Here is a 26,463-nt window from a genome sequence, read left to right on the forward strand (position 1 = left end):
GAGGTTATACCTGGCCGATGGGTTTTAACCGGCCAGGTATGTTGTCGTTTGAAGTAGTGGTTCAATTAATCATAGGGGCGTTTTCCAGAGAGCTAATGAGCCCCTCCAAGTCCTTTGCATAAACCGGTTTTCGCTTCTGCTTCTCCAGTTCTTGGTTGAGATAGGCAAGGGCATCTGGTTCTTCGCACAACTTTTCGGCGAGCTCCAAGGGGGTCATGTCATGCGAGTCTCTTCGCCATGCAAGTTGCGGAGATAGCTCGATAAGCCGATCGATTGCATACCCATTTCCTGACCAAGCCCCAGTGTGCATCGGCGAGCGCCCATCCACAGTGCTTAAATCGGTGATGCATGGGTGATCTAATAAAGCATCGATCGTCCTTTTGTCGTGCGATTTCACAGCAGCATGAAGGGCGGACCTTCCTTCAAAATCCTGAAGATCAGGATCTGCACCAGCGTCGAGGAAGCATTGAACCAATTCCGCATCACCCGCCTCAGCAACCAGCATTAAGGGAGTTTGGCCCTTGAAATCAGCGTAATTCAACTGCTTTTCGACCTTGCTTGCGAGCAATTTTATTGCCTGTCTCCAAGTTATTGTTATCGTCTCCACTCGTTGCAGCTCTGATTCGAACTCCGCCGGGGCGATACGCCGTAATTTTGGGAGTTGATCATTGAAATGTGATCGGAGCTTGATCCACAGCATCAGAACCGAATCTCCGGTAACGCATTTCAAGCTATTGCTGAATTTTCGGGAGTTATCCTTAATCCAGTTTTCCAGTCCTGGTAAGTCGCCAGACATGATGAGACCAAAGGAGTCTTTCAAGGCTTGCTCGGAAACGGGCTTCATTGGTTCAATGCCGGGGTAGGGGGTGTATAGCTCATGCCAGAAATAATCGGCAGCTTCTCGCGCTGAATCATAGAGGTCTAACACCTGACGGTTGTTGAAGACGCCCCAGCCAAGCATCGCCCGATAGTATCTTTCGTGGTTATTTGGGACTAGCCTTTGGTTCGCGACTTCAGTGGCCAGGCAATCCAAGGCGATCTCACCCTTGAGGGTTCCGTACGCCTTTTCGTCCGAGGCCTCAAGAGCCTGGCGGAAGCTCTTTGACGCATTGTTGATGTCGTCCATGGCCAGCTGGTGTTTGGCCTCAAAGTGAAGCAACAGTGCCCGCCAATTCTCATAGGCTGAATTTTGCTTGGCTTCATTCAAAAGCGATTCGACCCGAGTACAGGCGTCGTTTGGCAACCTCTTCCTACCCTGGCCTCCGAGGTAGTTGCCAAGCTCAAGCAGTATCCGCTGAATTTTCTGTTCGGGAGTGTCCGCCAGCTCTTTCATTCTCGAGGTCGCAGCCCATCTTGCCTTGGGTGAAAGTCCCGCGAAGTTTGCTACTTGTGCCATGACGGCGAAACGGTTTTCCTTTTGAAAAGTCCGCCAAGGTGAGGCTGTTCTGGCCCTCTCTATGAGGTCTCGAGCGGCTTCTGCTTCCTCTGCTTGGTTCCGGAGCAGCTCTACCCGGGAACGAACTATCTGCGCGTGAGTTGGCGCGTCACTGCCAACGATGTCCGTCAGTTCATCGCCAGGCCTTGATAAAGAGAACAACTGGGTCAGCAATTGCGCCAATTCGAGATTCCCGGTCTTGCGTCTTGACGGAAGGATGGACAGGTAAAGAGTGTTTGCGTCCCCGGGTTCAAGCTGCTCTTCGAACCAGGCATTTTCTGCTGCCTCGCCAGAGCTTCGAAAGTTGCGCCAGGCTTCTACAGTGAGATTGTAGATATGTTTATAGCTAGCAAGAATTTGCAGCAGTTTGTTCTGCTCGAAGTTAGAACATAGCTTATCGACACCGGGGCAGAGCTTTTTCAGGATTCGGTCGTAACCGTCTTGCATCAACCTAGCGAAAAGCAGGCGTTGGCGGATGATCTTGGTAGTTGGTTTCTGGTAGCGGTCTGCGACCAGACGCACCAAAAGCTCCTTTTCAGATTTTGTTGCTTGGCCAGCGATTATTCGCTTCACATCGTGATCGTTGCCCATTGCAAGCTCTCGCCTGAGAGCATCCTCGTTAACATCTAATTCTCTGTTCTTCAAAAACGCCACTGCGGTGTCGAACTGGTGCGCAGCAGGCTGGGCTGTGTCGATTTCAATCGTGCCCTCGAAGGGAATGTCCAAGTCATCGGGAAAAAACTGATAGATCTTATCGTGGAATGGAAGTGTACCGCTTCTCCAGTTGTATAGGGTTCTGGTGAAGGTATCGGCATCATCTTGCCCCCTATCGGTTTTAACTCGAATTCTAGTCTCGGAGAGGCTTTCAATCGAACCTCCAGCCAGATCCGCCAGCCAGTCGATAACCTGCTTCACCGGAAGATCTATTTTTGTTCCATCAGGCGTTGTACGCGGCTCTGGAAGATACCAAAAGCTTCCGCGAGGCATGCCCCGATCTAAATTACCGTGTAGGTTCCAGAAGGCCGTATGGCGAGCAATACCGGGTGTAAAAAAGTATCCCAATAGCACCCAAAGGACCTGTCGTTCGTCGGCCTGGAACGTCCATGTATTGCACTCCAGTCCCTTGAATGCATTGCCGAGCTCCGTCAGATTGGTCATGAAATCTGCACGCGCTTGCCCGTCAAGTTCGAGCTCATCGAATATTTCACTAAGGATTCGCTCGCCCATTGCCTGGTGCTCGGCAAGGCGCATATTTCCGGTACTGAATTTTCTTTTAGTCTTCGTCTGACCCTGCTTCAGCCCCAAGCTTTGATGGATTTCCATCAACACGGTCTCAATCGAAGGGAAGGTAGCCATATATTTCTCCTTGGTTAGTGATGGCTCCATCCTTGTCGAAATTGGTGGCGCTTTCACTGAAAAGTGGCGTACCCCTTATCTGTTTGAACTCGGTTTAGTGAGAAGGGGGGGGGGGTACGGCGGATTTCATACTGGGAAGATCTGATGCCTGACATTCTGGCTCCTCGATCAATCGATAGGAGCGTTTATGAGTCTAACTTCACATTCCGTACCCATCGTAGTCAATTGGCACCTGACTGAAGCATGTAATTTTTCGTGTCGATACTGCTATGCCCATTGGGAGAGGGCGGAAAGCATAAAGGACTTGATCAGAGAGGAGCACCAGGTTCGTGCCTTGGTGACAGAGCTTGGGCGATTCTTTCGTTCTGATGAGGCCGCCAGAAAGTTTGGGTTCCATGGTGTCAATCCGCGTTTGAATATCGCGGGTGGGGAGCCCTTGCTTTTCCCTTCAGCACTCCAAACAGCTATACATCAGGCGCGCCGGCTTGGTATTCGGGCATCTTTGATTACGAACGGCTCCTTTTTGACCGAGGAGCTATGCGAATCACTGGCTCCCGGGCTCGATATGCTCGGGGTTAGTATCGACTCTGGGAAGGTCGACACCAACAACCTAATCGGGAGAGTTGATAGTCACGGCCGGTTCCTGAACCTGGACTCCCTCAGCCGCTCTTTTGAGGTCCTGAGGCATTGCAATCCTGCCTTAGCGGTAAAACTGAATACCGTGGTTAATCGGCTTAACTGGCAGGATGACCTCTCAAACGTTGTTGACTTAGTAGAGCCCAAGAAATGGAAAATTCTCAGGGCGCTGCCGGTTGTTGATCAATCGACTAGCGTGACGGACATTCAGTTCCAGGCTTTTGTTGCGCGGCATGCAGCTTATCGGTCAATCGCAGTGGTTGAGGACAACCAGGACATGCAGGAGTCCTACATAATGGTTGATCCTCAGGGGCGCTTTTTCCAGAACTCTCCATGTTCCGCGGGGTATCAGTACAGTCAGCCTATTCTGGAGGTCGGCGCTGAAAAAGCGTTTGAGCAGGTGAACTTCAATCCTGAACGGTTTCTCTCACGGTATTCGAAGGAAGCCGGGGGCATCGCATGAAGTTCTCTTCGGATAAGGATATTAATCGGTATGCGAAACACCTGGTCCGTGACGGCTGGAGATTTAAGCAGGGTAAGAAGCACGGGAAATTGCTCGCACCCGGATCTCAGGCGATGGTGGTGGTTCCTTCGACGCCAAGTAAACGAAGGTCTCTACAGGAGATGGTCTCCACTGTGAGCAGGATCAAGCGCCGAATCTAAAGATGCGCAGGAGTCCGGGTCCACATTCATGTTGCTGGGGGTATCAGCTGGGTGGAAGGTGGCACCGACTCCACGTTGACTCCGACTGCAAACAAATAAGAGCGAACAAGGCCGCCGGTTTTAAGCCGGCGGCTTTGGGTTCCATCGTGATCCACCAGGGTTTATGGCAGACACTTAAAATATCAGAGGCCCCAGCCTCTAGGTGTTCCATGCCTCAGATCACGTTCAACCTGTTTTTCCTGTAACCACTCATGGATTTCCGAGTCGATCCATCCTACAGATTTTCCGCCCAATGATATCGGTCGGGGAAACATGCCCAAATCGACATATTTGTAGATGGTAGACCTTGCCAGGCCGGTTTTCTCCATCACATCTGGGAGTCTCAGTACTCTCATAACCATACTCCTGTTTTCATCCATATCATTTGTTGAGCAATTGCAAAGTGCCAACGACCGGAACTCAGAGCTGACACGGTTGCCATTATTTGCCACAACTTTTGCCAGGCCATGCCACTTTCTGTTGGTAGTGGTTTTAGAAAACCCCAATAAAGGACTGCTGCCATGGGGTTTGTTCGTGTCTCGAGAATCTGCAAACTGGTTTGAATCGCACTTCTACATCATTCAGCGGGGGTGAGAGCCCAGAGGAGCTTCGGGAGCGATGCCATGAATTGGAGGATGTGATTGAGAGGGCAGAACAGGGTTCTTCGCGTTTAGGTGACCTTGGCGGTATTGTTATCTTTTCAAAATCAGATGCTGCAGGAACAGTTGAAGCAAGAGCACATGGTGATGCCACCATAGTTGGCCGTAACAGCCTCATTATGGTGACATAAGTCAGGAGTTCTGGTCGTTCGGTTTTCAAAGAGGATCTTTTTAGGCGGTCTGAGAAGCTCACACTCTTAAACAAAAGCGAACATTCGAGTCAGGCCTTCCTTCTCCCCCCCGAAGGTTCCAAGCTCGTCATTGGCCTTTGATTCATCATGGTTGATGGAGCAACTTTCAGGTGCCAACTAATTCCGGTATAGAGTTAGCGATAATGGGCTAAGCCGATGTTTACCCCGATTGACCTGCCCCCAGCTTTCCAAAGGCCAAAAAAACTGGATATGTGAAGCCCGGCAAAAGATGAACATAAGCATCCGACAATCAAATCTTGAGTCACGGGCTGCTGCCGTATTCCGCAGCAGCTAAGCATTACTTTCCAATGGCAAGCTTCGTTAACTCAGGCATCCTCCTGAATAAGAGCAGCGAGGTCATGCCGAATTTCTTCCCCGCTCAAATCGGGCCGCATTAAAAGGCGAGGGTTACCTTCGCGATCAAATACATAAATCGCGCTGCTGTGTGACACCGCATAATTTCCATCAGCGTCAGGTTCGTCATAACCGAAGGTTGTCCTATATCGTTTTGCCAGTTCACGAAGCTGGGGTTCTTTTCCAGTGAGCCCTACAATATTGTCACCGAAGAAATCCACGTATTTTGCGAGGCGCTCGGGCGTGTCACGTTTCGGATCGACACTCACGAACAAAGTGAGTACTTCATCCTGAAGCTCGGGGTCCAGGCCACTGGTTACCTGATTGAGTTTTTGCAGGGCGGTCGGGCAAACATCGGGGCACGAGGTGAACCCGAAAAACAGCATTCTCACGCGGCCACTGTAATCATCGCCAGATACAGACTTGCCCTGGCTATTGATCAGGTCGAATTCCAGCTCAGGCATCAAGCCACTGATGTTTTTACCGTTCCAGTCTTCCTCGTCATTGCCAAAGCAACCAGTCAGCAATAGGGATGCTATCAGCGTTAAGGTCGCCGATATGATGTTGGCTGTCGCCAGAAGCGAGTTCTCATGACGCTGTTTCCTCAAGTTGTTTGGATTGGTTGGTATATTTTCCGTCCTGATGCATGGCTCGCCGGAGCATCAGAAGAATGCCAAGAATGCTCATCATGGCCGGAGGAATATAGGTCAGCATGCCGCCCAGAAGCTGGTCGACTTCTGGATCCAGCGGCCAGGCCCTGCCACAGACTTCGTAAACGTCATAGACCATGTCACGTGAGAACACGATCCACGCCCCAAGAAACATCTGAAGCACACCCGCGGCAGCCAGAACCAACATGCGTCTGCCATACCCCAACGATGAGGTGATCGCCGGCGGTCTTGGGTCAAAGATCAACCACCAGAAGAGAAGACCATCCAGCAACATGCTCCAGTTCATGACCCAGTACAGCTCCCGGCTGAGCATGGCGTCGAAATGGATCGATGGCCACAGCCAGAAATAAATGAGCCCAACAAATAGGAAAAGGGCGATAAAGGGCTGTTGCAGAACCTGATAAACCCAACCCAGAGGCCGTAGCGCGCGCCTCCAGCCCGGGCGGATTTTTTCAAACCAGAACCGCATGACCGGTAAAGGGTTGGACAGGGCGATAAGGATAGGCCCGATGTGATGAAGAATCAGATGCTGGCCCCGATGGACGAAGAACATGTATTGCGCGTAGTAATCGAAGCGCGTCTGCATCACCGCATAACAGATCAGCACCCCCAGGGTGAACGCAAAAATCCGTAGCGAGCCAGGCCGATCCTAATCCGGCATCCGAATTAGCCCGACGCCATAGAACCCCATCACGAGCATGTAGCTCAGCACGGTCAGCGGCGAGAAATCGTAGGGTAGAAGGTAGTCAAGCAGTGACATAGCGTTGCCGGTTTTGTTGTTATTCCAGTGACTCTACCTTGGATGTCACCAGGTCGTACAGTTCCTGAGGCCCCAGGCGGCTCAAGATGTCTCCGTTAACGTAGAATGTTGGGGTTCCGGAAATTCCAACCGCCTTAACGTCCGCAGCATCCTGTTGAATAATGCCGTCAATCTCGGGTGAGTTCATACCGGCCCGGGCGGCTTCTACGTCAAGCCCGGCTGACGCCGCCGCATCCCATGCTGCGGTGACCTTTGGATCATCGTGCCATTTCGGCTGTGCTTCCATAACAGCGTCAAGCACCGGTTCATAGATTCCCTGTTCACGGGCGGTTTCCAGAATTCTGACGGCCTCTTCCGAGCCTTTGTGAAACAATACGTAGCGCAGTACCAGACGCACGTTGTCCGGGTAGGCAGCCTGAATCTGTTTCACATAGGGATGCATGGCGCGACAACCTTCGCAGGATGGGTCGAAGAACTCGACAATGGTTACCGGCGCGTCCTCAGGGCCAATAACGGGAGAGTAATCCCTCACCAGTGGCGTTTTTTCAACAACGGCGGGTTCATTAGTGCCCTGGGAGCGATCGTAAATAACAAAAGCACCAGCAAAGACAACCAGACAAAAAAGAAGGAGACTGATGACCAGGGTTCGGGTTTGCACGGGAGATCTTCCTATTTTAAATGAGTTTACGGGTTTCAGATTATTCAGGTGTCCGGTAGCAGCCGACTAGGCACCCACCGCAGATAAAGCATCATTCCAAACAGTTCCAACAAAGACTGGACGACAATCACCACGACGGCCACAGCCCAGGCCTCTGGCATTGACAGTGCCAAAGGTAAAACCACGAAGGAGTTGCGTGTTCCTAGGCTGAAGATGACGGTGCGACCGGTTTCTACCGGTAATCGAAAGACCCGGCGCAGAGCCTTTCCAACCAGAGCCGCAGCTAGAAGATAGGCCGGAAACAGAATCATCAAGGGCCAGATAAGTGAGCCGGTACTGTCGATCTGGCTGACCTGTGTCATTGAGATGATGAACAGTACGACTGTCAGCAGAGGGACCGGCATCAGACCCATGAAGCGAATGAACCCGATGGCTTTTCTGGAGTTTTCGGCCCATTTTTCAGTCAGAAATGCCAGGATAAGCGGGACAATAATCAGCCCGCCAAAGGCCGGCAGGAGGTGCCGCCCAAGCTCAAGATTCACGTCGAACTGATTACCCATGAAAAGCCAGAGGTAAAGTGGAAGAAGACCCAGTTGAGCAATCAGCAGAACCGGTGTTGCCGCAATGGCTCGGGTGCTGTCCCCCTTGCCTAGGTGAGTGAAGGTGACAAACCAGTCGGTACAGGGCATCAGCAATACCAGAAGCACTCCCAACTTCAGCGCGTCATTGTCCGGCAGCGCCAATATCAGCAAGGCAGTGATCGCCGGCATGACCAGAAAATTTCCGGTGAGCAAGGCACCCATGAACCGACGGTCCCGGAACATATCAGACAGGTGGGTCAACGGTGTTTGAGTAAATGTGGCGTAGAGCAGAACTCCGAGCAACCCCCAGATTAAGTAATCCGGCACACTGTCACCGAGGGACGATGTCCAATCCACAGACAGTCCGAAAACAACAGCGATGAGGTAGGCCCAGACCTGGTGGCGTTCAATTACGTCTCGCATGGCGTGCTCGTAACCGAGTGGAATGTCGGCCATTCGCAGCATATCTGCCACACGGTACCCTTTTCAGCAGCCCTGCTAGCCATGGCCATAAGTATGGGCATCTTTGTGACTGTGATCAGGATGTTCAAACTCCAATGTTGAATGAGTGATGCCGAACTCGTTTTCCAAAGCTCGTTTTATCCCACCCTTGACTTTTTCAAGTTCATTCCAGGCACTTATTTCGACCACCACATGGGCGTCGAGGGAGGCATCATGCTCACCCATCTGCCAGAAATGTACGTGGTGAAGGTCTAAAACGCCTTCTACGTTTGATAAAGCCTCGATGACAGAATCTGTGTCGATATCCAATGGACTACCCAGCATGAGTGTCCGGATGGTTCCGCCGATTTCCGTTAGACCCAGGTAGAGAATATAGCTTGCGATACCAATTGTGATCGCGGGATCAACCCAACGCATGTCGTACAGGAGAATCAGGGCGCCGCCTACAACGACTGCAATTGACGCAAACGCATCAGACAAGTTGTGTAGAAACAGCGCACGGATGTTGACGCTGTCCTTTTGCATGGAGTAAGTAAGCAGCGCGGTCAAACCATCCACTACCAATGCGATAATGCCAAGCCAAACTACCCACCACCCCTTGATTTCCGGGGGATCTATGAATCGCATGCCACCTTCGTAGATCAAATATGCCCCGATCATTATCAAAGTGGTGTAATTTATGAGTGCCGCAACAACCTCAATTCTCCCGTAGCCAAAGGTCATCTTCGAGTCGGCCGGGCGGCGTGCAATCTTCCGCGCCGCAAATGCGATAAATAGTGACGCCATATCCGAAAAGTTGTGTATAGCGTCGGCTATCAGCGCCAAGCTGCCAGCGAAGATCCCTCCAGCGATCTGAGCCAAGGTTAGGATACCGTTCGCCCAGATAGCTACTGCAACTCTCTTATCCTTAGTATCCGGTGACATGTGAGCATGCTCGTGGCCCATTGTTTTCTCCTTGGTCGTTGCTGTTCAATTAAACGTAGTCGCAACACTCGCTAAGCCTGGCTCAGAGGGCTTAGCGAGTGTTGCGACCGCGCGAAAACTAGCCATTCTGGCGATTTTCCATGTTATTCCCGGCACCTTTCTCGGCTGTGAAGCTCGTGACCAAAATCATGGCCACGCCCAGGACGATGAACACGTCGGCAAGGTTGAACGCCGGCCAGTGCCGGGATTGCCAATGAAAATCCAGGTAATCGACAACATAGCCTCGAAAAACTCGGTCGATGACATTTCCAAATGCACCGCCAAGTACCATCGAATAGGCTAGTGCTTCGGTTCGCTTATGGCTGTCCCGAATCAATTTGACCAGAACAGCCGAGACGACAATGGCTATCGCAATAAAAAAATATCGCTGCCAGCCACCGCCATCGGCAAAGAGACTGAAGGCAGCGCCTTTATTCCATACGTGCACCCAATTAAAGAAAGGGGTGATCTCAACCGATTGTCCGTAAGCCATGGATTGCTGGACGAGCCATTTAATAAGTTGGTCGGCCAGAGCTATAAGTGCCGAAAAGCCGAGAAAAGTGAGCGTAAAAAAGCGAGAACGGTCTTCAGACATCGAATTATCCTTTTAGCGCAAGGATGCGCTTGGCACCAATGAGTACAATGCCTCCCACAATACCGCCAATAACCAGATCCGGGTAGTTGGAGCCGGTCCAGGCAACAAGAAGGGCTGCAAGGATAACTCCCAGATTGATAACCACATCATTGGCCGAAAATATCCAGCTGGCTTTCATGTGAGCACCGCCGTCACGGTGTTTGGCGATCAGGAGCAGGCAACTGATGTTGGCAATAAGGGCCACAGATGCGACGGCCATCATCATTGACGACTGGGGATCACTGCCAAACAGAAAGCGCCTGCCAACTTCAACCAGTACCCCAGCGGCAAGGATAAGCTGGAGTATGCCAGCCACATGCGCCGCTCTGACCTGCATTTTGATGCCGTGCCCAACGGCGTAAAGCGCGAGACCGTAGACGGCGGCATCGGCAAGCATGTCTAGCGAGTCTGCAATCAGGCCAGCGGACTGGGCGATCAGGCCCATCGTCATCTCGACCAGAAACATCAGGCCGTTGATTGCCAGCAGTATCCATAAAGTGCCGGATTCTTCGCTTTCGTTGGCCTTAGAAGATTCAGCCGCTCTGACGGATTCAGCGCTGGCGTCTTCTGTCCGCTGCAAGGAAGCACCCAAGCCCAGGTTTTCCAGTTTGCTGGTAATAGGACCGGTTTCTCCATGGTGGATAATTTCCAATGTACGACCCGATAAATCGAATGACAGCGACTGAATGTTTTCAACGCCAGTCAGTGCCATTCGAATCATTCGCTCTTCCGAGGGACAATCCATTTTTGGTATTTTGTAGGTGCTTAGCTGGCTACCTGTTTCGGCGGTGGCGCGTCCCTGAAACTTGTCATCTACGACAGAGTCTTCACTACCACACTGCCCATTGCAGGGTTTGCTCATTTTCTCGGCTCCGGTTTTCGTACAAATGATGCAATTTAAAACCCTGTAGCCACTACAGGGTCAATAACTAATCTACACTAGTAGTCGTCAAAATCGGCGTTTGTCTGGATAAAGATCTACAATGATAAGTGCGATGATGTGGACGTCTAATTTTATTTCGAGGGTAAACTTTATGATTTTATTTAAAGGACTTACAGCAACCGCTGCGTTGTTGGTTTTTCCTGCATTCGTGCTAGCGCATGGTGATCAAGGCTCATGGCAAGGGCATGGTCCTGGCATGATGATGGATCAGGAGCAAATGCAACAGATGCACCAGAACTGGTCTCACATGAACCAGCTGATGCAACGCATTCCTGATGAAGCTTCACCGCAAGAACGGCAACGATTGATGCGAGAACACAGGGAGGCGATGCAAGAGCAAATGGGTTTTATGCATCACGGTATGATGGGCCCCGGCATGATGCGTGGACAAAACGGCATGATGGGAGGTCAGCACATGATGAACGGCGGCGGTAAATCAAAGAATGGTGGTAGTCTGTCTAACGAGCAACAAATTCAGATGATGCAGGAGCGCATGGATCAAATGCAGCTGATGATGGAGCAAATGCTGCAATACCAGCAAAATCTAAAGGTAGAGTGATCGAGAAGCCTTCAAATACTTTTACTTAACAGACGCGTAGTAACTGGCGAGTTTGATAGGCTGAAGTTTGTGAAAACGGCGCAGTAGCTGGGTTTCGGTCTCAACGAAATCCCTGGCCTTTTACGGCTGGAAGATGGCGCTCTGGGCACCACTTCGAATGTTCGCTTTGCGACCAATGCACACGCGGAGTTTAAGCTAAACAAAAGCGAACATTCGAGTCAGGGATTTTCTACAAGATCTATAAGCTAGCCATGGCCATTTCAGCCGTAATGATTGCCAGAGCGGATTGCAGACGCTGCATTACTACATGGCAGAAATGTCCGTGCTAGCTTAAGCTACTGTTTATTGAGCCAGGTTGCCTTTATCCGCCGCTGCCGAATTCTGGACCTGTCACTGACAGAGATTCGCGAGCTACAGAGCTATCAGGACGACCCTCGCCAGCCTTGTACCGCCGTCAACGCCATGCTCGATGACCACATCTCTCATGTGCGGTCGCAGATAACTGCTCTGCAAGCGCTTGAGCAACAACTCGTTTCACTGAGGGCGAGTTGCAACGAGGGTCGGGAGATCAATGCCTGCGGCATCCTGACGGGGATCAGCGAGGAGAGCAAACAACAGCTGTATAGGGCTAGCTCAGGCCGTAAGGACTGAGCAGAGACATGCCGGACCTTGCAGTGACATTGTGAATGCATGGTGTGTTGATCGCGAAGCCTCACTGCGTATCTCGGCATGCGAACCTGGGCGTTGCTGCAAACTTGCAGGGGCCGTGAAGAAGAGTCGTCATCAACCAGGTAATCCGCTGAGCTGATGGTTGGTTCCGTCATCATGATATGAGCCAATCAACCAAAAAATCCGGATACCCTGAATATGGTGACCGTCTCCCAAGGGAAGGTTTCATTTTTCCCTGCTGGCACCGAGGGCCCACATCTGGACTATGAGATTGGAAGCCGGGTGGCAGGCACGAGTATGACTTACGACGTGTCGCCTGAGTTGGTGTTTAGTCCGAGGCAAACACTATTTTTGCCGAACCTGCTCGTACGCTCCGGTGGGGACGCAGTTAATATCGGGATTCCACAGGAATCCAGTGCAGCCGAAGATATGATAGGTGTTTATGATACTCGAGTTGATTGGTTGACGCTGAGATCCGGGAAATCTCCCAAAACGCAGTCAACAAGTCTTCTAACGTCGGTTCCGGTGTCCCCCGTATCAGGCAATACAGAGTTATTCTTTATGTCGCCGGATGAAAACTCAGTTCAAAGTGACAGTTTTGACGTTGAGACGTTGGTGTATCGGGCTGCTATGCCTACTGGTCGCTGACTAAAGCTGGATAAGTTGCCCTTGTAGTCGTCAAATGCTTCTGGGAAGCTCGATTAGAACCCGAAGACCACCTTTGGGTGATATAGAAAAATGCATGGCACCACCGTAGTCATTGATGATTTCCTCAACGATTGATAGGCCAAGGCCATAGCCAGGGGTTTTTTCGTCCAGTCTTTTCTGGCGCTTGGTAAGATCGGCGAGTTGGTGTGACGCTACTCCGGGGCCGTCATCTTCAACAAGAATGGTCAAAGTGTCATCGTGAAGTTTCAAGTGTAGATGAACTTCCTGAGAGCACCATTTGCTTGCGTTATCAAGCACATTGCCCAAGATCTCATTAAAATCACGCTCATCAATTGGCCAGACAAGCTCTCTGGGTAATGTTTCTTGAAGATGGATCTGTTTGTAAGGATAGATTCGACTGACTACGTCCACCAGTGCCAGAGTTCTCTCAATGATCGGTGTCGCCTTTCCAATGTACTGACCGGACATTTCGGTTTTTCTCATTTGAGTGTCGATCAGCTCGTGCATTTCAGACAGTTGAGACTTAATTTGACTCGCGATTGTGGTGGGAATGGCTTCGTCATTGATCATGGAGTTTATGACGGCAAGGGGGGTTTTTAAGCTATGAGAAATATCTGCGGCTAGGTGGCGTGAACGGGTAAGTTTTTTGTCGTACGACTCTAATAGACGATTAAGATGTTTGACAAGTTCATTGAATTCTTCAGGTACGTTCTCATCCAGTCTATTACGCTGACCCTTTTTAAGCGACGTTAATTGGGCACTCATCATTTTTAAGGGTTTTAGTGCGATAGTTACCCCAATAAATATGATCAATGATGTCGTAACGAGAATTGTAAAAGATATTATCCATATAAGAACGTGGATTTTGTCAAGCGTGTTTGGTGAGTAGGAGCTTTTTTCAATTATAGTAACGCTTAGTTTATCTTGTCTGTTATTAAATATTCTGTAGTAGCCAAGGATTGAGCGATCATCATCCGATATGTGAAAAATTCCAGGCTTTCTGAACGATTCTACCACCTGTAATTTCGGTTTAATGTTCTCGCTTGTAAAACTCCGACCTTGACTGTCTTCGATGTGAACTGAATATTGAGACAATGAAAAATTTCTGAGAGAGGATTTTGTAATTTCTTCTTTATCATTTGTTAGCATCTTTGAGAGTCGGTTAGCTGCAGCCTCTAGCTGCTGCCTGTGAAGCTCGTCATGGATATAGTCGATTAAAAGGGTGTGTGAGAAGAATATCAGCCCGGTACACGCGAAACCCGTTAGCGTCAGGAAAGTAAGCAGTTTCCGTTTTATTGAAGGGCGTTGTTGTTTTCTGGGCATGTTGTCTGCCAAGCAGGTGGTTAGAATTTGTTATCGACTAAATCTAGCCCGGATTTCTCATGACGGGATAAAAGAAAGCGGCTGAAAGTGCTATAGTTTCAGGACCTTACACCGTTCACCAAGCACCAAAAGCCGCTATCCAAAATGGTACCTGAAAAACTGACCTTCTCGCCACTGTCTCGCCGTCAAATTGAAGCCGATTTCTCCGGTGGTCACATCACCTCCGATGCCGGACTGCTTTTGCTTCGGGAAGTCGACAATCAACACCAGCTCACTCAGCGCCTGGCTACGGTGCTGGACGATGCCCGTAATCCCGTGCTGGTTCGTCACAAGCTTCAAACCATGGTCCGGCAGCGGGTCTTTGGCGTGGCTGCCGGGTACGAAGACCTCAACGATCACGAAACGTTACGCTGACCAGGCACTTCAGACCGCGACTGGCGAAGAGGCCATTCTGGCGGGCAAATCAACACTGTGCCGAATGGAGCAGCGCGTAGACCGGCAGGCCGTGGTCAAGGCCCACGAACTGCTGTGGCATCACTTCATTGAACAGCACGAGACTCCACCCAAGGAAATTGTGCTGGACTTCGATGGCACTGATATTCCAGTGCATGGCGACCAGCCCGGCAAGTTCTTTAACGCCTACTACGATCACCATTGTTTCTTCCCGCTGTACGTGTTCTGCGGCCGTCACCTGTTGGTGAGCTACCTGCGCACCAGCAATCGAAGCGACAGCCGCCACAGCTGGGCCATTCTGGCCCTGCTGGTGAAGTTCATCCGGCAGTACTGGCCGGATACCCGCATCGTGTTCCGGGGTGACAGCGGCTTCTATCGCCCCCGATTGCTGAGCTGGTGCGACCGGAATAACGTGGATTACCTTGTGGGCATCAGCAAAAACAGCCGGCTGCTCAAGGAGGTGGACGTACCCTCGATGCTGGTTCGCAGGGCTCACGGGGAGTTGGGAGAAAAAGTCTCTGCCACCTACCGGTTCCAGTACCAGGCCCGAACCTGGAAACACCCCCGCTGGGTGATCGCGCGTCTGGAGGAGGGCGAACTGGGTGCCAACCCCAGGTTCATTATCAGCTCCCGTTACGACGACGGCGTTAAACTCTACTACGAGCAATACTGTGCCCGGGGTGACATGGAAAACCGGATCAAGGATCAGCAGTTGTGTCTGTTCGCAGATCGCACCTCCAGCACGCGGTGGTGGACCAATCAGTGGCGGCTGCTTCTGTCGGGCTTTGCCTACACGTTGTTCGAGCGATTACGCGCTCACCTGAAGAAAACGCCCTTCGAGCGCATGAGCGCCAGTAACCTGCGGCTGAAGCTGATCAAGGTGGGCGCGGTCATCATTCGCAACACTCGGCGCATACGGGTGTTGATGAGTGATGCCTATCCTTACAAAGACGAACTCTCTGACCTGGTACGCCGTCTGGTTCCGGGATAGAAGCCCGGGCTCCCCCGGCCCGACGCAATGGGGGAAAGGGGGCCGTGTGTCCGGACAACGGGAATTGATCACTTATTGGGCAGGCATGGCCGAAACCGACCGGCCATAGCGGTAACCAGTTCAGTCTGCGAGACTTGCCGGGGACCTATGAGAAATCCGGGTTAGCCTCATTGAGAAGCGCTACAAAGAGTTTTTAGCGACTCATATCTGAACTGTTTTTCCGAATTCAAACTCATTTCAAAGTTTGCACTTATTATCTCGATCTTTTCCTGCCTCGTCATAGGCGCCTTACACCTATGATTTTTGGCTATTAATCGCTTCGGGAGAAAGTCGATGAAGGCAAGCAAGCACTCGCCTCGGGCGTTGCTGTGTTCAGTACTATTGTCCATTCCTCTGTTCGGTCAAGCTGAGACTGTTAATTGGGCGAATTGGCTCACTGGCCAGATAAGCAAGCACCCGGAGGTACTGGCAGCGACAGAGCAGGCGGCAGCGCGGAAAGAGGACGCTGAGGCAAGCGAACAACCGCTGTATAACCCGGAGTTGTCCGTAGGAGCAGACAGAACGGGCAGTGAGAATAACTTTGAGGCAGGGCTGTCACAAACGATCGATTGGTCTGATCAACAGGGCGCATTACAGGAGAAGGCAAAGCTGATCAGGCTGTCTGCGCAAGCTGGCTTGAGCGAAGCAGTTCTGACACAAACGTCTGAATCATTGTTTGCGCTTGTCGAGTGGCGCGCCACTACGCTGTTTGAGGAAATTGCTGAATCCCAACAGCAGCGCCTGGATGCTTTGCTGGACCAGGTTGAACAGCGCCAGCAGGCAGGTGATCTGGGGCGTGCCGATGCAGAGCTTCTGTTTCTAAATCTATCCCGTCAGTTGAGCGAAGTCGCCCAGGCAAAGGCCGCAGTTGATCGGGCAGAAACTCAGGTTCAAGAACGTCTGCCGGACTGGAGGCCTCAGGATGGGGGAATCCCCGAGTATATATGGCCAGCGCTGGAGTCCCAGATTGGTGAGGCTGATCTGCTGTCACACCCGTCAATTGCAGTCGCTCGAGCCGAGTGGCAGGTGCTGAAAAGTGAGGCAGAGGTTGCGAGACGCAAAGCCACAGCATCGCCGACAGTAGGGCTGAGCGGAGGGCGTGACGGCGGCGAGAACGTGGTTGGCCTGACATTCTCGATCCCTCTGAACGTCCGTAATAACTACAGCGCTGAAATCCGGGCCGCGAATCGACGGGCTCTGGAGGCCGAAGCGCGGTTTCAGGCGCTCTACCGGAAACAACAATATGACCTGGCAGGCGCTCGCGCTTCCTGGAAGCGATACGACAAGCAACTTCGTCGATGGAAAGAACTATCCCAGGGGCGTGTACAGCGAAGTGCCGATTTGCTTGAGAAGCAGTGGCAGGTCGGCGACCTCTCCACCTCTGAGTATCTCCAGGCGTTAGGCCAGCGCGCGGAGAGCCTGAAAACCGGTATTGAACTGGAAAAGCTGGCGCAGCTGGGCCTGATTGAACTCTTGAGCCAGTCTGGCGAACTGATCACCCCCTTCCAATAATATTCTGGAAACTGGATAGTCATCATGAAAAAAACTCTGATTTCAGTATTTGTATTGACGCTGTTTATAGCTCCCCCTTCATTGGTGCAGGCCGAGGAAGATGCGCATAACGAGGCGGGCCATGATCATGCCGCCGGTGGCGACGATCATCGAGAAGGTACCGGTGAAGAGGATGAGCATGAGGGCGGGCATGCTGAAGAACGTGAGCATGAAGAGGAAGAAGGTCATGGCCACGAAGAGGAGAGCGATGGTGGTCATGAAGAATCAACTACCGCAAGCATCAATGCCAAACAGAAAGAGCTCGCCGGCATTGAAGTAGCAACCCTCGAAAGCAAGCACGTTGACTATGAAATCTACGCTCCCGGTGAGCTGCTGACCAACGGCTATACCAGCTATCACGTGTCCCCCCGGGTTGCCTCAGTGGTGCTGCGGCGTCACGTGGAACTGGGTGAGCACGTAACCAAGGGCCAGCCGCTGGTAACCCTGTTCAGTGAGACGGTGGCACAGGCGCAGGCGGATTACAGGAAAGCTTTTCCTGAATGGAAGCGAATCAGCGGGCTGGGTCGTTCCGTGGTTGGCGATCAGCGGTTCAATACAGCGAAAGCCAACATTGAAGCAGCAAGGGCGACTCTGCTTGCTTACGGGCTGAACGATGATGACATTGGTGCGTTGAAGGCCAGCGGGGTGGATAGTCTCGGTGAATACATGCTCAGGGCTCGCGTGGATGGTGCAGTACTGACCGATGAGTTTGAGCAAGGACAAAGAGTTGAGGCTGGCCAGCCGCTGGTGACTCTTGCTGATGAGAGTGAGCTTTGGGTAGAAGCCCATCTGCCAGCAAGCTCCGACATTGTTCTAGAGAAGGGCGCGGAAGCCGAAGTCAGGGCAGCGGGTCGTGTGGGCGTGGCAACGGTGTCCCAGGAAGCCCACACCATTGATCCTGTGACCCGCACGCGGATTGTCAGGCTGGAGCTGGACAATCCTGAAGATCGTTTTCATCCAGGAATGTTCGCAGATGTGTATTTTCGTTTTAAGACCAGCGAGCCGGTGCTTGCTGTGCCGGAGACTGCATTGATGCGTGGCGCGGACGGCGACTGGACGGTCTATGTGGAAGAGGCCGAAGGCGAGTATGAACCCGTGGAAGTGGAACTGGGCCGCTCAATTGGCGGGCTCCGTGAGGTTTCCGGCCTGGCTGCGGGCCAACGAGTCGTTTTGCGGGGCGCATTTTTTGTGGCCTCTGAGATTGCCAAAGGCGGCTTTGATCCGCACAACCACTGATTCCGGGAGCCATTATGTTCAACCGAGTTGTCGACTGGGCGGTTCAGAACCGCCTGTTGGTTCTTATTGCGCTTGCAGTGCTTATCGCCACGGCCGCGTTTCAGATACCAAAACTGAATCTTGATGCTTTCCCCGACGTTACAAACGTCCAGGTCGCTGTTAATACAGAGGCGCCCGGACTTGCGGCTGAGGAAGTCGAGCAGCTGATCACCTATCCCATTGAAGCGGTGATGTATGCGTTGCCGGATGTTGAGGAGGTTCGGTCCATCTCCAAAACCGGGTTGTCTGGTGTCACCGTGGTCTTTAAAGAGGGCACGGATATCTATTTCGCGCGCCAACTGGTTTTCGAGCGGTTGCAGGCCGCGCGGGAGCTGATTCCGGACGGGGTCGGGGTGCCTGAAATGGGGCCGAATACGTCCGGTCTTGGCCAGGTCTACCAGTACTTGCTGATAGCGGACCCGGATTCGGGGTACGACGCAATGGAATTGCGCAGCTTGCACGACTGGCTGGTCAAACTGTTGCTGATACCGGCTGAAGGGGTTACGGAAATCCTGTCGTTTGGCGGAGAGGTCCGCCAGTACCAGGTTAACCTGAACCCGGCGCGAATGCTGTCCTATGACTTATCACAGAACGATGTCATGGAAGCCCTGGAGAACAACAACTCCAATGTTGGGGGCTGGTATATGGGCCGCGGGCAGGAGCAGTTGGTTATTCGCGGTATGGGCTGGCTGGGTAATGGCGAGCAGGGGCTCGAGCAGATCCGTCAGGTGCCCGTTAAAACCAGTGATGGCATTACAGTGACAGTGAACGATGTCGCCGAGGTAGCGCTGGGCACTGAAATTCGCCAGGGTGCGGTAACCATGACCCGGAAGGATGAAGCCGGTCAGGTTGAACAACTGGGTGAAGTGGTTTCTGGCATTGTACTCAAACGAATGGGGGCCAACACAAAAGCCACCATCGACGGCATCGAGGCCCGCATTGATCGCATAAATCAGGCGCTTCCGAGTGGGGTTCGTTTTGAGCCCTATTACAACCAGGCGGATCTGGTGACCAAGGCCGTAGAGACGGTGACCAATGCGCTTCTGTTGGCTTTTGTGTTTATTGCGATCGTGCTTGCCCTGTTCCTGATGAATCTGCGGGCAACAACGCTGGTGCTGCTTTCAATACCGATTTCCATCGGGATTGCCCTGATGATCATGGCCTGGTTCGGTCTCTCGGCCAACCTGATGTCTCTGGGCGGTATTGCTGTGGCAATCGGCATGCTGGTGGATGGCTCTGTTGTTATGGTTGAGAACATGTTCAAGCATCTGACCCATCCTGATGCTGAGCATGACGCCCGTCGGGATGAATTGGTGAAAAACGACCCTGACCCATTGGACGCGTCACACGATGACCATGGCATTGCGCTTCGACTGCAGGAGGCAGGCCGGGAAGTGGCGCGACCAATTTTTTTCGCGACGGCGATTATCCTGGTCGTTTTCATGCCTTTATTCAGCTTTGAAGGTGTGGAAGCCAAGCTTTTTCAGCCAATGGCGATCAGCATAATGTTGGCCATCGTGTCCGCTGTGATCGTTGCTCTGGTGGTTGTGCCGGCCTTGGCATCGTTTATGTTTCGCAAGGGTATTCGGGAGCGGGAAAGTTTCATTTTAAAGCCCCTCGAAAAGCTTTATCGCAAGGGCCTTGACTGGTCGTTGAAACACACCCGCTCTGTTGTCGGTGCAGCAGCTGTCCTTGTTGTGCTGGCGGCCTTGGTCGTGCCGCGACTCGGTACTGAGTTTGTCCCCGAATTGGAAGAGGGGACCATTAACCTCCGGGTAACGCTAGCCCCCTCATCAAGCCTTGATACCGCGCTTGAAGTGGCGCCGAAACTGGAGGCCATGCTGATGGAGTTTCCAGAGGTGACCTACGCGCTGTCCCGGGCGGGCCGACCGGAAATAGGCGGCGATCCGGAGCCCGTCAACAACATCGAAATCTACATTGGCCTCAAGCCAACAGCCGAGTGGACCAGCGCCAGTAATCGCTATGAATTGCAGGCCCTGTTTGAGGCGAAGCTCGAACAGCACCCGGGGCTACTGTTTAACTTTTCTCAGCCTATCGCGACTCGGGTTGATGAATTGCTGTCAGGTGTCCGCGCGCAACTGGCCATCAAACTCTTTGGCCCGGATCTCGACGTACTGGCGGAGAAAGGCCAGCAGATTGAAGCGGCGGTCCGAACAGTTCAGGGAACACGAGACGTGGCCATGGAGCAGATTGCTGGTGAAGCGCAGTTGGTGGTTCAGCCTGACCGTCAGGCACTTTCCCGGTACGGACTCGCCGTGTCTGATGTGATGAGTGTCGTCCGGGATGGACTGGGTGGTGCCGCCGCGGGCCAGATCATCAACGGAAATGAGCGGTACGATATCTATGTGCGTCTGGCCAAACGTTTCCGGGAAGACCGGGATGCCATTGCCGATTTCAGGTTACAGGCGCCGTCCGGAGCCTGGGTGAGACTCGGTGATGTGGCCGATGTGTCTATTGAGTCCGGCCCGCCTCAGGTGCGCCGCGATGACGTTCAGCGCCGTGTGGTCATTCAGTCTAATGTGCAGGGTCGTGACATGGGCAGTGTGGTTGCCGATATTCAGGATACCATCGCGACAGAAGTGAACCTTCCCCCCGGCTATTCGGTGGATATTGGTGGTCAGTTTGAAAACCAGCAACGAGCTCAGAAGCGATTGACCATTGTGGTACCTGTATCTCTGGGCCTGATCGCGCTGTTGCTGTACTTTGCTTTCAGTTCGGTTGGTCAAGCGCTGTTGATTCTGGTCAACGTGCCGCTTGCCGTTATTGGTGGCGTCTTTTCACTCTGGATCTCCGGCCAGTATCTTTCGGTGCCCAGTTCCGTTGGATTTATCACACTGTTTGGTGTGGCGGTGCTTAACGGGGTCGTAATGGTCGAAAGCATCAATCAGCGAATACAGGATGGGTTGAACGTGGATACTGCGGTGTTTGAAGGTGCCGTCTCCCGTTTGCGTCCTGTCTTGATGACAGCAATAACCTCGGCACTCGGTTTGATACCGATGCTATTGTCGACGGGCGTGGGTGCGGAAATCCAGAAGCCATTGGCCAGCGTGATTGTAGGTGGCCTCGTGACTGCGACTTTCCTAACGCTTTTTGTTTTGCCGGCTCTATTCACGCGCTTCTCAAGGTCTAAACTCGATGATATGCAACGGTAGAAGAGAGGTGGAAATACACAGTTTTGATCGCGAGCAGGGGAGGGTAATCCCTCCGTCATAGCGGGGCGGAGGAATTATGGTTGTGCTCTACTCTGGGAAAGGAAGCACAACTGTAATTCTGGCGCCCCCTGTTTCTGAGGGGCCAATGTTCATCCGTCCGAAATTGTCTTCTAGTATTTCGGACACGATGGACAGTCCCAATCCAAATCCAGAAACGGTTTCGTCAAGCCGGGAACCTCTATCCATCACTTTTGAGGCCGCTTCTGGAGTAATCCCAGGGCCGTCGTCTGCAACTTCTATCGTTAGCCCGGAATCGGTCTGGCTTATTGAAACGTCAATCTCAGCCTGACTCCATTTCCCGCCGTTTTCGAGCAGGTTACCGAATAACTCTGATAGGTCCTGACGCTCCATGGGCCAACTGAAGTTATTCGGCAAGGATGTATTAATACGGAAACTCTTATCGGGAAAGATTTTTTCCATGACAGAAATGACGTTGTTCGCTATTTCAATCGGCAAACATGTTTACCCCATCTGCCTGCCGGAGATATCTGCCTTGCTCATGCGGTAGTTCAAGGACCGGCTTAGATCCTTTAGGTTGGAGGTCATGAACTCTATGTCGTCGCGGGACGGAGGTAATGAACCAGTGTCTGACAAGATTGCGAGATTGGCAGAGATCGAGGTCTTGACCATGTGAGAAAGATCGGAATTGAGGCGGCGGTGGCGGTCAAGGCGACGACTTGCTAGTTCAAGTAGGTTATTGAACTGTTTGATCAGCGGACTGAACTCCTCTGGTGCGTCAGGATTCAAACGAGGTTGTTTGCCAGATTGCAGTCTCCTCATGTCTTCCTTGATGTGTTCGATCGGTTTCAAAGCGAGGTAAGTAGTGGTGCCTACCAGAGCCAAGAGAACAAAAAGTAATAATGCGGAGGCAGCCAGCAAGGTCATGGTATTAGTTATGGTCGATTGAGCGGGAGGAGCTAGCTGAGGGCTAGAGAGGCGACTGAGCTTGAAAGCATAGATGGGATTGATGCGTGTCGCAACTCACCTGACGCTAGAGGGGTTGTGCTTTGGTCGTTCGTTTAGTCTTGTCAAAATCTGCCTGAATAGCTGTGGGCCTGTAGTTTACGGAATGTGAAGATCTTTAAAATACGTCCACATTCAAATGTGTTTAAGGTTTCGATGTTCTACTAACTGCGTAAGGCGATTGAATTTCGTTGGTTGAATAGAATGACATATCGGAGCTGTTTATGAAAAAAGTGTCTGTAATTTTAATAGCATCTTTTCTAGGAACCGGGGCTTCCATAGCCCTCGCAGGCAGCAATGGCGGACAAGCAGATAGGTATAATGAGGCAAGAAGCTACCCTGATAAGAGCATCGATGAACGGTCCTCCGACTATCGTTCTGAAGAAAGCGAGACGGTCAAGAAGTTGAAGGAAGAGCATCGAGTAATCAAGGAGCTAGTTGCTGATCTATTGAAGAAACAGTAATTTTTTGGTTTTCTGCGAGTCAGGTGAGAGTTACTGACGTGACTCGCAGTATAAATTTTTTAGTGGGTCTCTCTCGCGAAATAGTAACCTTGCCCTCTCAACGTTTTTATTCTTTTTTTCCCAAGTATTTTCCTAAGCCTCGCAATATATACCTGAACAACATTTCGCGTTGGGCATCTTTCGATATTGTAAAGTGATTCAACAAGATCATCCTGGGAAAAGACTCTGTCAGGAGATCGAAGGAAGCATTGAAGAAGGCGATATTCTGTTGCGGTTAGCCTGAATTCTTTATGATCAGGGGTTGTTAGCGTTCTGTAGGTTGAACTTAGAAGAAACCCATCAACCGCTATCTTATCAGTTGTTCGCCCGTCTTTTCTTCTTATGATGGCGCTAAGTCGAGCTTTCAGTTCATCAAATTCGAACGGTTTTGGAAGATAGTCGTCTGCCCCGGCATTCAAGCCTTCAACTCTCTCTGTCCAGTTGGACCTGGCAGTTAGAATCAGGATGGCTTCATCTTTGCCGTTGCTTCTCCATTTTTGCATCAAAGAAAGCCCGTTCTCGTCGGGCAGTCCTATATCCAGAATGATCGCCTGATAACTGCTTGTCTCTACGAAGAAATTTGCCTCTTTTCCGTTTTGGGCAACATCTACAGTAAAGTTTTCCTTCGCAAGCCAAACGGAGATTTTTTCTGCGAGTACCGCGTTGTCTTCGACAATTAGAACCTTCATCTATAAGCGCCGTCTCTGGATGTTGGAAAATTGTGGCTGTCGCCCTTCTCGAGAGCAAATCAAAATTAGCTAAGAGATCGGACTTCAAGCGACCCGCTATAACAACAGACGAAGCTGAATCTAGCTTGAAAAAGGCATTACTGTGAGGAAAGTTTTCTATACAAACACTATCCACATGTGATCGCTTAACCACATACCAGGTGGCCGGGTCAACGATTGATCACCGGGACCGCCCTGGGAAGGTCAACTATCACGGACAACCCACTTTTCGGAGCAGGTGAGAAGTTGAGGGTTCCACTGTAGCGTTCGACAATTTCTCGAACAATCGCCAGCCCAAGGCCATGGCCTGGGGTCTGCTCGTCCAGCCGCAACCCCCGTCGACCCAGATTGCCGATTTCAGCGTCCGCGACGCCGAGCCCATCGTCTGTTACGCCGATCTGCAGATTTCCGGAGTGTTGAACGAGTGACAGCTCCACGCATCGTTCCGACCATTTGCCTGCATTGTCCAGAAGGTTGCCCATGATTTCATTCAGGTCGTGCTCCTCGATCGGCCAGCGGGCGTCCTCCGGCAGGGAGCTCGACAGTTCAAAGGACTTTTCCGGGTATAGTCGCCCCAGCATCCAGACTAGATCCCGTGCCTGTTTCAGAGGGTAAGCGCTTTTCCCAACCTGTGGCCCTGCAAAGCGACTTCGGCGCATCTCGGCTTCAAGCTGTTTGTCGATGTCATTGAGTCTCGCGGTCATCTGAAGGCGGAGATCGTTGGAGAGCGGACGACTGGTGTCCTCAAGAATCTGCCGGACGGCCGCAATGGGGGTTTTGACGCTGTGAGACAGATTCGCCAGCGCATCCCTTGATCGTTCCAGGCGTTGATCCAGCGAGTCGAGCAATTGGTTGAGCTGCTGGGCCAGCGGTCGAAATTCCTCAGGTGCTTGGACATGAATCCGCGAGACCTTGCCATCCTGAAGTCGCTTCAGCGTGGCCTTCAGTTCGACGACAGGGCGCATGGACAGATTGATACCGAACCAGATCACAACGACCAACAGCAGAATCAGCAGAATAGAGACGATGGCCGTCCACCCGTGCAACTCTGCCTGGCTGCGTTTCAGTGCGCCAAGATCCTCGGACACGATCACTACAATCGGCGTATCGCCGATCCGGAACGACTTTCGGTACGCAAGAATGCTCTTTGGGCCTTCGACGGTGTCCGCATCCCGAACACGAACGGTCCCATCCTTTGCTGATTCTATTAACGACGTTAACACCGGTGCCCAGGAATCCGGGGAAATGATCGTTCTGGACGGAGAATGTATGGCGAAGGCGTGGTGAAAGACTTCCTGAAAATAGTCACCAGTCTGGAGACTGTCCAATTGACCGCCAGAATCACGAATCTGATGCTCCAGAAAGGCGACCTCATCCTTGAGACGTGTCTCGACGAATTCCCGGGACATCCGGTCCAGTAAGAGGCCGTGAACCAGCCATGCAAGCCCCATTAGCGCAATGCCCGCTGGCAGTAGCAATAAAAGCAAGGTGCCTTTGACGGATCTGGGCTTGCTAAACCGCGTCATTAAACAGATACCCCTGGCCGCGACGGGTTGCAATGGTGTCGTTGCCAACCAGTTTTCGCAGTCTGCGGATATAGGCTTCGATGACGTTCTCATTCGGGCTGTCGTTCAGGTTGTAAAGCTGTTCCATTAATTGTTCTTTCGAGAACACATGGCCGGGACGGCTCATCAGACAGCGCAGCAGGCGAAATTCCGTGCCGGTGAGGCTGTGCTCCGTGCCATCCTCGGATTTCAGGCTTTGACGATTCTCATCCAGTTCGAAGCGTCCGGCTTTGACCATTGAATGAATGCGACCTTCGCTTCGACGCACAATGGCGTTAAGCCGGGCGATGAGTTCTTCGGTCTGAAAGGGTTTTGCAAGGTAGTCATCCGCTCCAGCTTTAAGGCCTTCCACCTTGTCGTGCCAGTCGCCCCTGGCGGTCAGAATAAGCACCGGACAGACGACCTGATGTTTTCGCCACTTCCTTAATACGTCTAATCCATTGCCGTCAGGAAGGCCAAGATCCAGAACGACGGCCCGATAGTCCTCCTGCTCGCCCAGAATCGCGGCTTCTTTGGCGGTGTAGGTCGTATCAACGCTGAACCCTGCCTTTTCAAGCTGACCACGTAATCCTTCAGCCAGCAAACGGTCATCTTCAACGAGCAGTAATCCCATCGGCCATTTATGTGCTGGATCTTTCCGATAATAAGATTGTGTACATCAGCGATTTTCCCATTCAGGGGTTTCCTGAATTCGAGGAGTCGGTCAGGGAGCTTGAAGACAACGGCCTTATCCTGATTCGGAAAGCAACTGAAGAGCGTCTTGGAAAGGGGTTGCGGGAACATCTGAAATCGATGTTCGCAGAGAAGTAAGCACCTCGCCTCTTTCATTCCGTTACTATCTCAAACCCCGGCTATGTGCCGGGGGGTTGTGGTTTATGTACTCTCTCTGGAAGACCGGAGGCCGCCCTTCGAGATCCGGCCAAAGCTAGATCTACAC

The 26,463-nt window shown here is 52.0% G+C and carries 20 protein-coding genes and 3 pseudogenes; 8 read left to right on the forward strand and 15 right to left on the reverse strand.

From position 1 onward, the window contains the following. Window positions 1-61: 61 nt before the first annotated feature. Window positions 62-2,791 carry an ankyrin repeat domain-containing protein gene (locus tag FIV08_RS05980; protein WP_152437692.1) on the reverse strand — a complete coding sequence of 910 codons (2,730 nt, stop codon included), beginning with the start codon at window positions 2,789-2,791 and terminating at the stop codon, window positions 62-64. Between the two features lie 187 nt (window positions 2,792-2,978). Here FIV08_RS05980 and FIV08_RS05985 point away from each other — a divergent pair, with 187 nt between their 5' ends. Next, window positions 2,979-3,890, forward strand: a complete 912-nt coding sequence (locus FIV08_RS05985; RefSeq protein WP_152437693.1) for a viperin family antiviral radical SAM protein — start codon at window positions 2,979-2,981, stop codon at window positions 3,888-3,890. A 382-nt stretch (window positions 3,891-4,272) separates the two neighbouring features. Here the strand turns inward: FIV08_RS05985 and FIV08_RS05990 are convergent, their stop codons facing one another. From FIV08_RS05990 to FIV08_RS06025, 8 genes and pseudogenes are all read right to left on the reverse strand, one after another. Beyond that, window positions 4,273-4,485, reverse strand: coding sequence for an AlpA family transcriptional regulator (locus tag FIV08_RS05990; RefSeq protein WP_152437694.1), 213 nt, complete (start codon window positions 4,483-4,485; stop codon window positions 4,273-4,275). An 820-nt stretch (window positions 4,486-5,305) separates the two neighbouring features. Next, window positions 5,306-5,797 carry an SCO family protein gene (locus FIV08_RS05995; RefSeq protein ID WP_323847470.1) on the reverse strand — a complete coding sequence of 164 codons (492 nt, stop codon included), beginning with the start codon at window positions 5,795-5,797 and terminating at the stop codon, window positions 5,306-5,308. Between the two features lie 124 nt (window positions 5,798-5,921). Further along, a pseudogene (locus FIV08_RS06000) lies at window positions 5,922-6,764 on the reverse strand (cytochrome c oxidase assembly protein). Between the two features lie 19 nt (window positions 6,765-6,783). Continuing rightward, a complete protein-coding gene (locus FIV08_RS06005; RefSeq protein WP_011786689.1) occupies window positions 6,784-7,422 on the reverse strand; it encodes a DsbA family protein in 639 nt (212 codons plus the stop codon). A gap of 44 nt (window positions 7,423-7,466) precedes the next feature. After that, entirely contained in the window at window positions 7,467-8,459 is a 993-nt protein-coding gene (locus tag FIV08_RS06010; RefSeq protein WP_197492701.1) for an arsenic resistance protein, read from the reverse strand. A gap of 42 nt (window positions 8,460-8,501) precedes the next feature. Continuing rightward, entirely contained in the window at window positions 8,502-9,410 is a 909-nt protein-coding gene (locus tag FIV08_RS06015; protein WP_023011863.1) for a cation diffusion facilitator family transporter, read from the reverse strand. Between the two features lie 97 nt (window positions 9,411-9,507). Next, window positions 9,508-10,023 (reverse strand): signal peptidase II, encoded by a 516-nt coding sequence (gene lspA / locus FIV08_RS06020; protein ID WP_023011862.1) that lies wholly within the window; start codon window positions 10,021-10,023, stop codon window positions 9,508-9,510. Window positions 10,024-10,027: 4 nt separating this feature from the next. Continuing rightward, window positions 10,028-10,924 (reverse strand): cation transporter, encoded by an 897-nt coding sequence (locus tag FIV08_RS06025; protein ID WP_072678654.1) that lies wholly within the window; start codon window positions 10,922-10,924, stop codon window positions 10,028-10,030. A 172-nt stretch (window positions 10,925-11,096) separates the two neighbouring features. On the opposite strand from FIV08_RS06025, the gene FIV08_RS06030 reads away from it, so the two are divergent. Beyond that, entirely contained in the window at window positions 11,097-11,564 is a 468-nt protein-coding gene (locus FIV08_RS06030; protein WP_152437695.1) for a hypothetical protein, read from the forward strand. Window positions 11,565-11,909: 345 nt separating this feature from the next. Beyond that, window positions 11,910-12,215: pseudogene (locus FIV08_RS06035) on the forward strand (MerR family DNA-binding protein); the annotation flags it as partial. Between the two features lie 696 nt (window positions 12,216-12,911). Here FIV08_RS06035 and FIV08_RS06045 read toward each other — a convergent pair. Next, window positions 12,912-14,225 carry an ATP-binding protein gene (locus FIV08_RS06045; protein WP_152437696.1) on the reverse strand — a complete coding sequence of 438 codons (1,314 nt, stop codon included), beginning with the start codon at window positions 14,223-14,225 and terminating at the stop codon, window positions 12,912-12,914. Between the two features lie 144 nt (window positions 14,226-14,369). Here FIV08_RS06045 and FIV08_RS06050 point away from each other — a divergent pair. The 4 genes and pseudogenes from FIV08_RS06050 (at window position 14,370) to FIV08_RS06065 (ending at window position 21,707) form a co-directional block, all read left to right on the forward strand. Further along, window positions 14,370-15,669: pseudogene (locus tag FIV08_RS06050) on the forward strand (IS1380-like element ISMaq4 family transposase). A 333-nt stretch (window positions 15,670-16,002) separates the two neighbouring features. Continuing rightward, entirely contained in the window at window positions 16,003-17,220 is a 1,218-nt protein-coding gene (locus FIV08_RS06055) for a TolC family protein (RefSeq protein WP_058092801.1), read from the forward strand. Between the two features lie 24 nt (window positions 17,221-17,244). Beyond that, on the forward strand, window positions 17,245-18,495 hold the full coding sequence (locus tag FIV08_RS06060; protein WP_068351585.1) for an efflux RND transporter periplasmic adaptor subunit: 1,251 nt from the start codon (window positions 17,245-17,247) through the stop codon (window positions 18,493-18,495). 14 nt (window positions 18,496-18,509) lie between these two features. Then, the gene (locus tag FIV08_RS06065) at window positions 18,510-21,707 is read left to right on the forward strand and encodes an efflux RND transporter permease subunit (protein WP_068351588.1); all 3,198 of its coding nucleotides are present in this window, start codon (window positions 18,510-18,512) and stop codon (window positions 21,705-21,707) included. 87 nt (window positions 21,708-21,794) lie between these two features. Here the strand turns inward: FIV08_RS06065 and FIV08_RS19810 are convergent, their stop codons facing one another. Then, complete coding sequence (locus tag FIV08_RS19810) at window positions 21,795-22,223, reverse strand: ATP-binding protein (protein ID WP_227513205.1); 429 nt, start codon at window positions 22,221-22,223, stop codon at window positions 21,795-21,797. 6 nt (window positions 22,224-22,229) lie between these two features. After that, a complete protein-coding gene (locus FIV08_RS19815; RefSeq protein WP_228703918.1) occupies window positions 22,230-22,652 on the reverse strand; it encodes a hypothetical protein in 423 nt (140 codons plus the stop codon). A 302-nt stretch (window positions 22,653-22,954) separates the two neighbouring features. Between FIV08_RS19815 and FIV08_RS06075 the strand changes: the two genes are divergently transcribed. After that, window positions 22,955-23,194: a hypothetical protein gene (locus FIV08_RS06075; protein ID WP_072676519.1), complete on the forward strand. Its 240-nt coding sequence runs from the start codon at window positions 22,955-22,957 to the stop codon at window positions 23,192-23,194. A 59-nt stretch (window positions 23,195-23,253) separates the two neighbouring features. Here the strand turns inward: FIV08_RS06075 and FIV08_RS06080 are convergent, their stop codons facing one another. The 3 genes from FIV08_RS06080 to FIV08_RS06090 form a co-directional block, all read right to left on the reverse strand. Continuing rightward, window positions 23,254-23,922: a response regulator transcription factor gene (locus FIV08_RS06080; protein ID WP_072676521.1), complete on the reverse strand. Its 669-nt coding sequence runs from the start codon at window positions 23,920-23,922 to the stop codon at window positions 23,254-23,256. A 209-nt stretch (window positions 23,923-24,131) separates the two neighbouring features. Beyond that, complete coding sequence (locus FIV08_RS06085) at window positions 24,132-25,487, reverse strand: sensor histidine kinase (RefSeq protein WP_072676522.1); 1,356 nt, start codon at window positions 25,485-25,487, stop codon at window positions 24,132-24,134. Further along, the gene (locus FIV08_RS06090) at window positions 25,474-26,139 is read right to left on the reverse strand and encodes a response regulator transcription factor (protein ID WP_152437697.1); all 666 of its coding nucleotides are present in this window, start codon (window positions 26,137-26,139) and stop codon (window positions 25,474-25,476) included. Before FIV08_RS06090 ends, FIV08_RS06085 begins: the two co-directional genes overlap by 14 nt. Between the last annotated feature and the right edge of the window lie 324 nt (window positions 26,140-26,463).

Source organism: Marinobacter sp. THAF197a, assembly GCF_009363275.1.
Lineage (GTDB): Bacteria > Pseudomonadota > Gammaproteobacteria > Pseudomonadales > Oleiphilaceae > Marinobacter.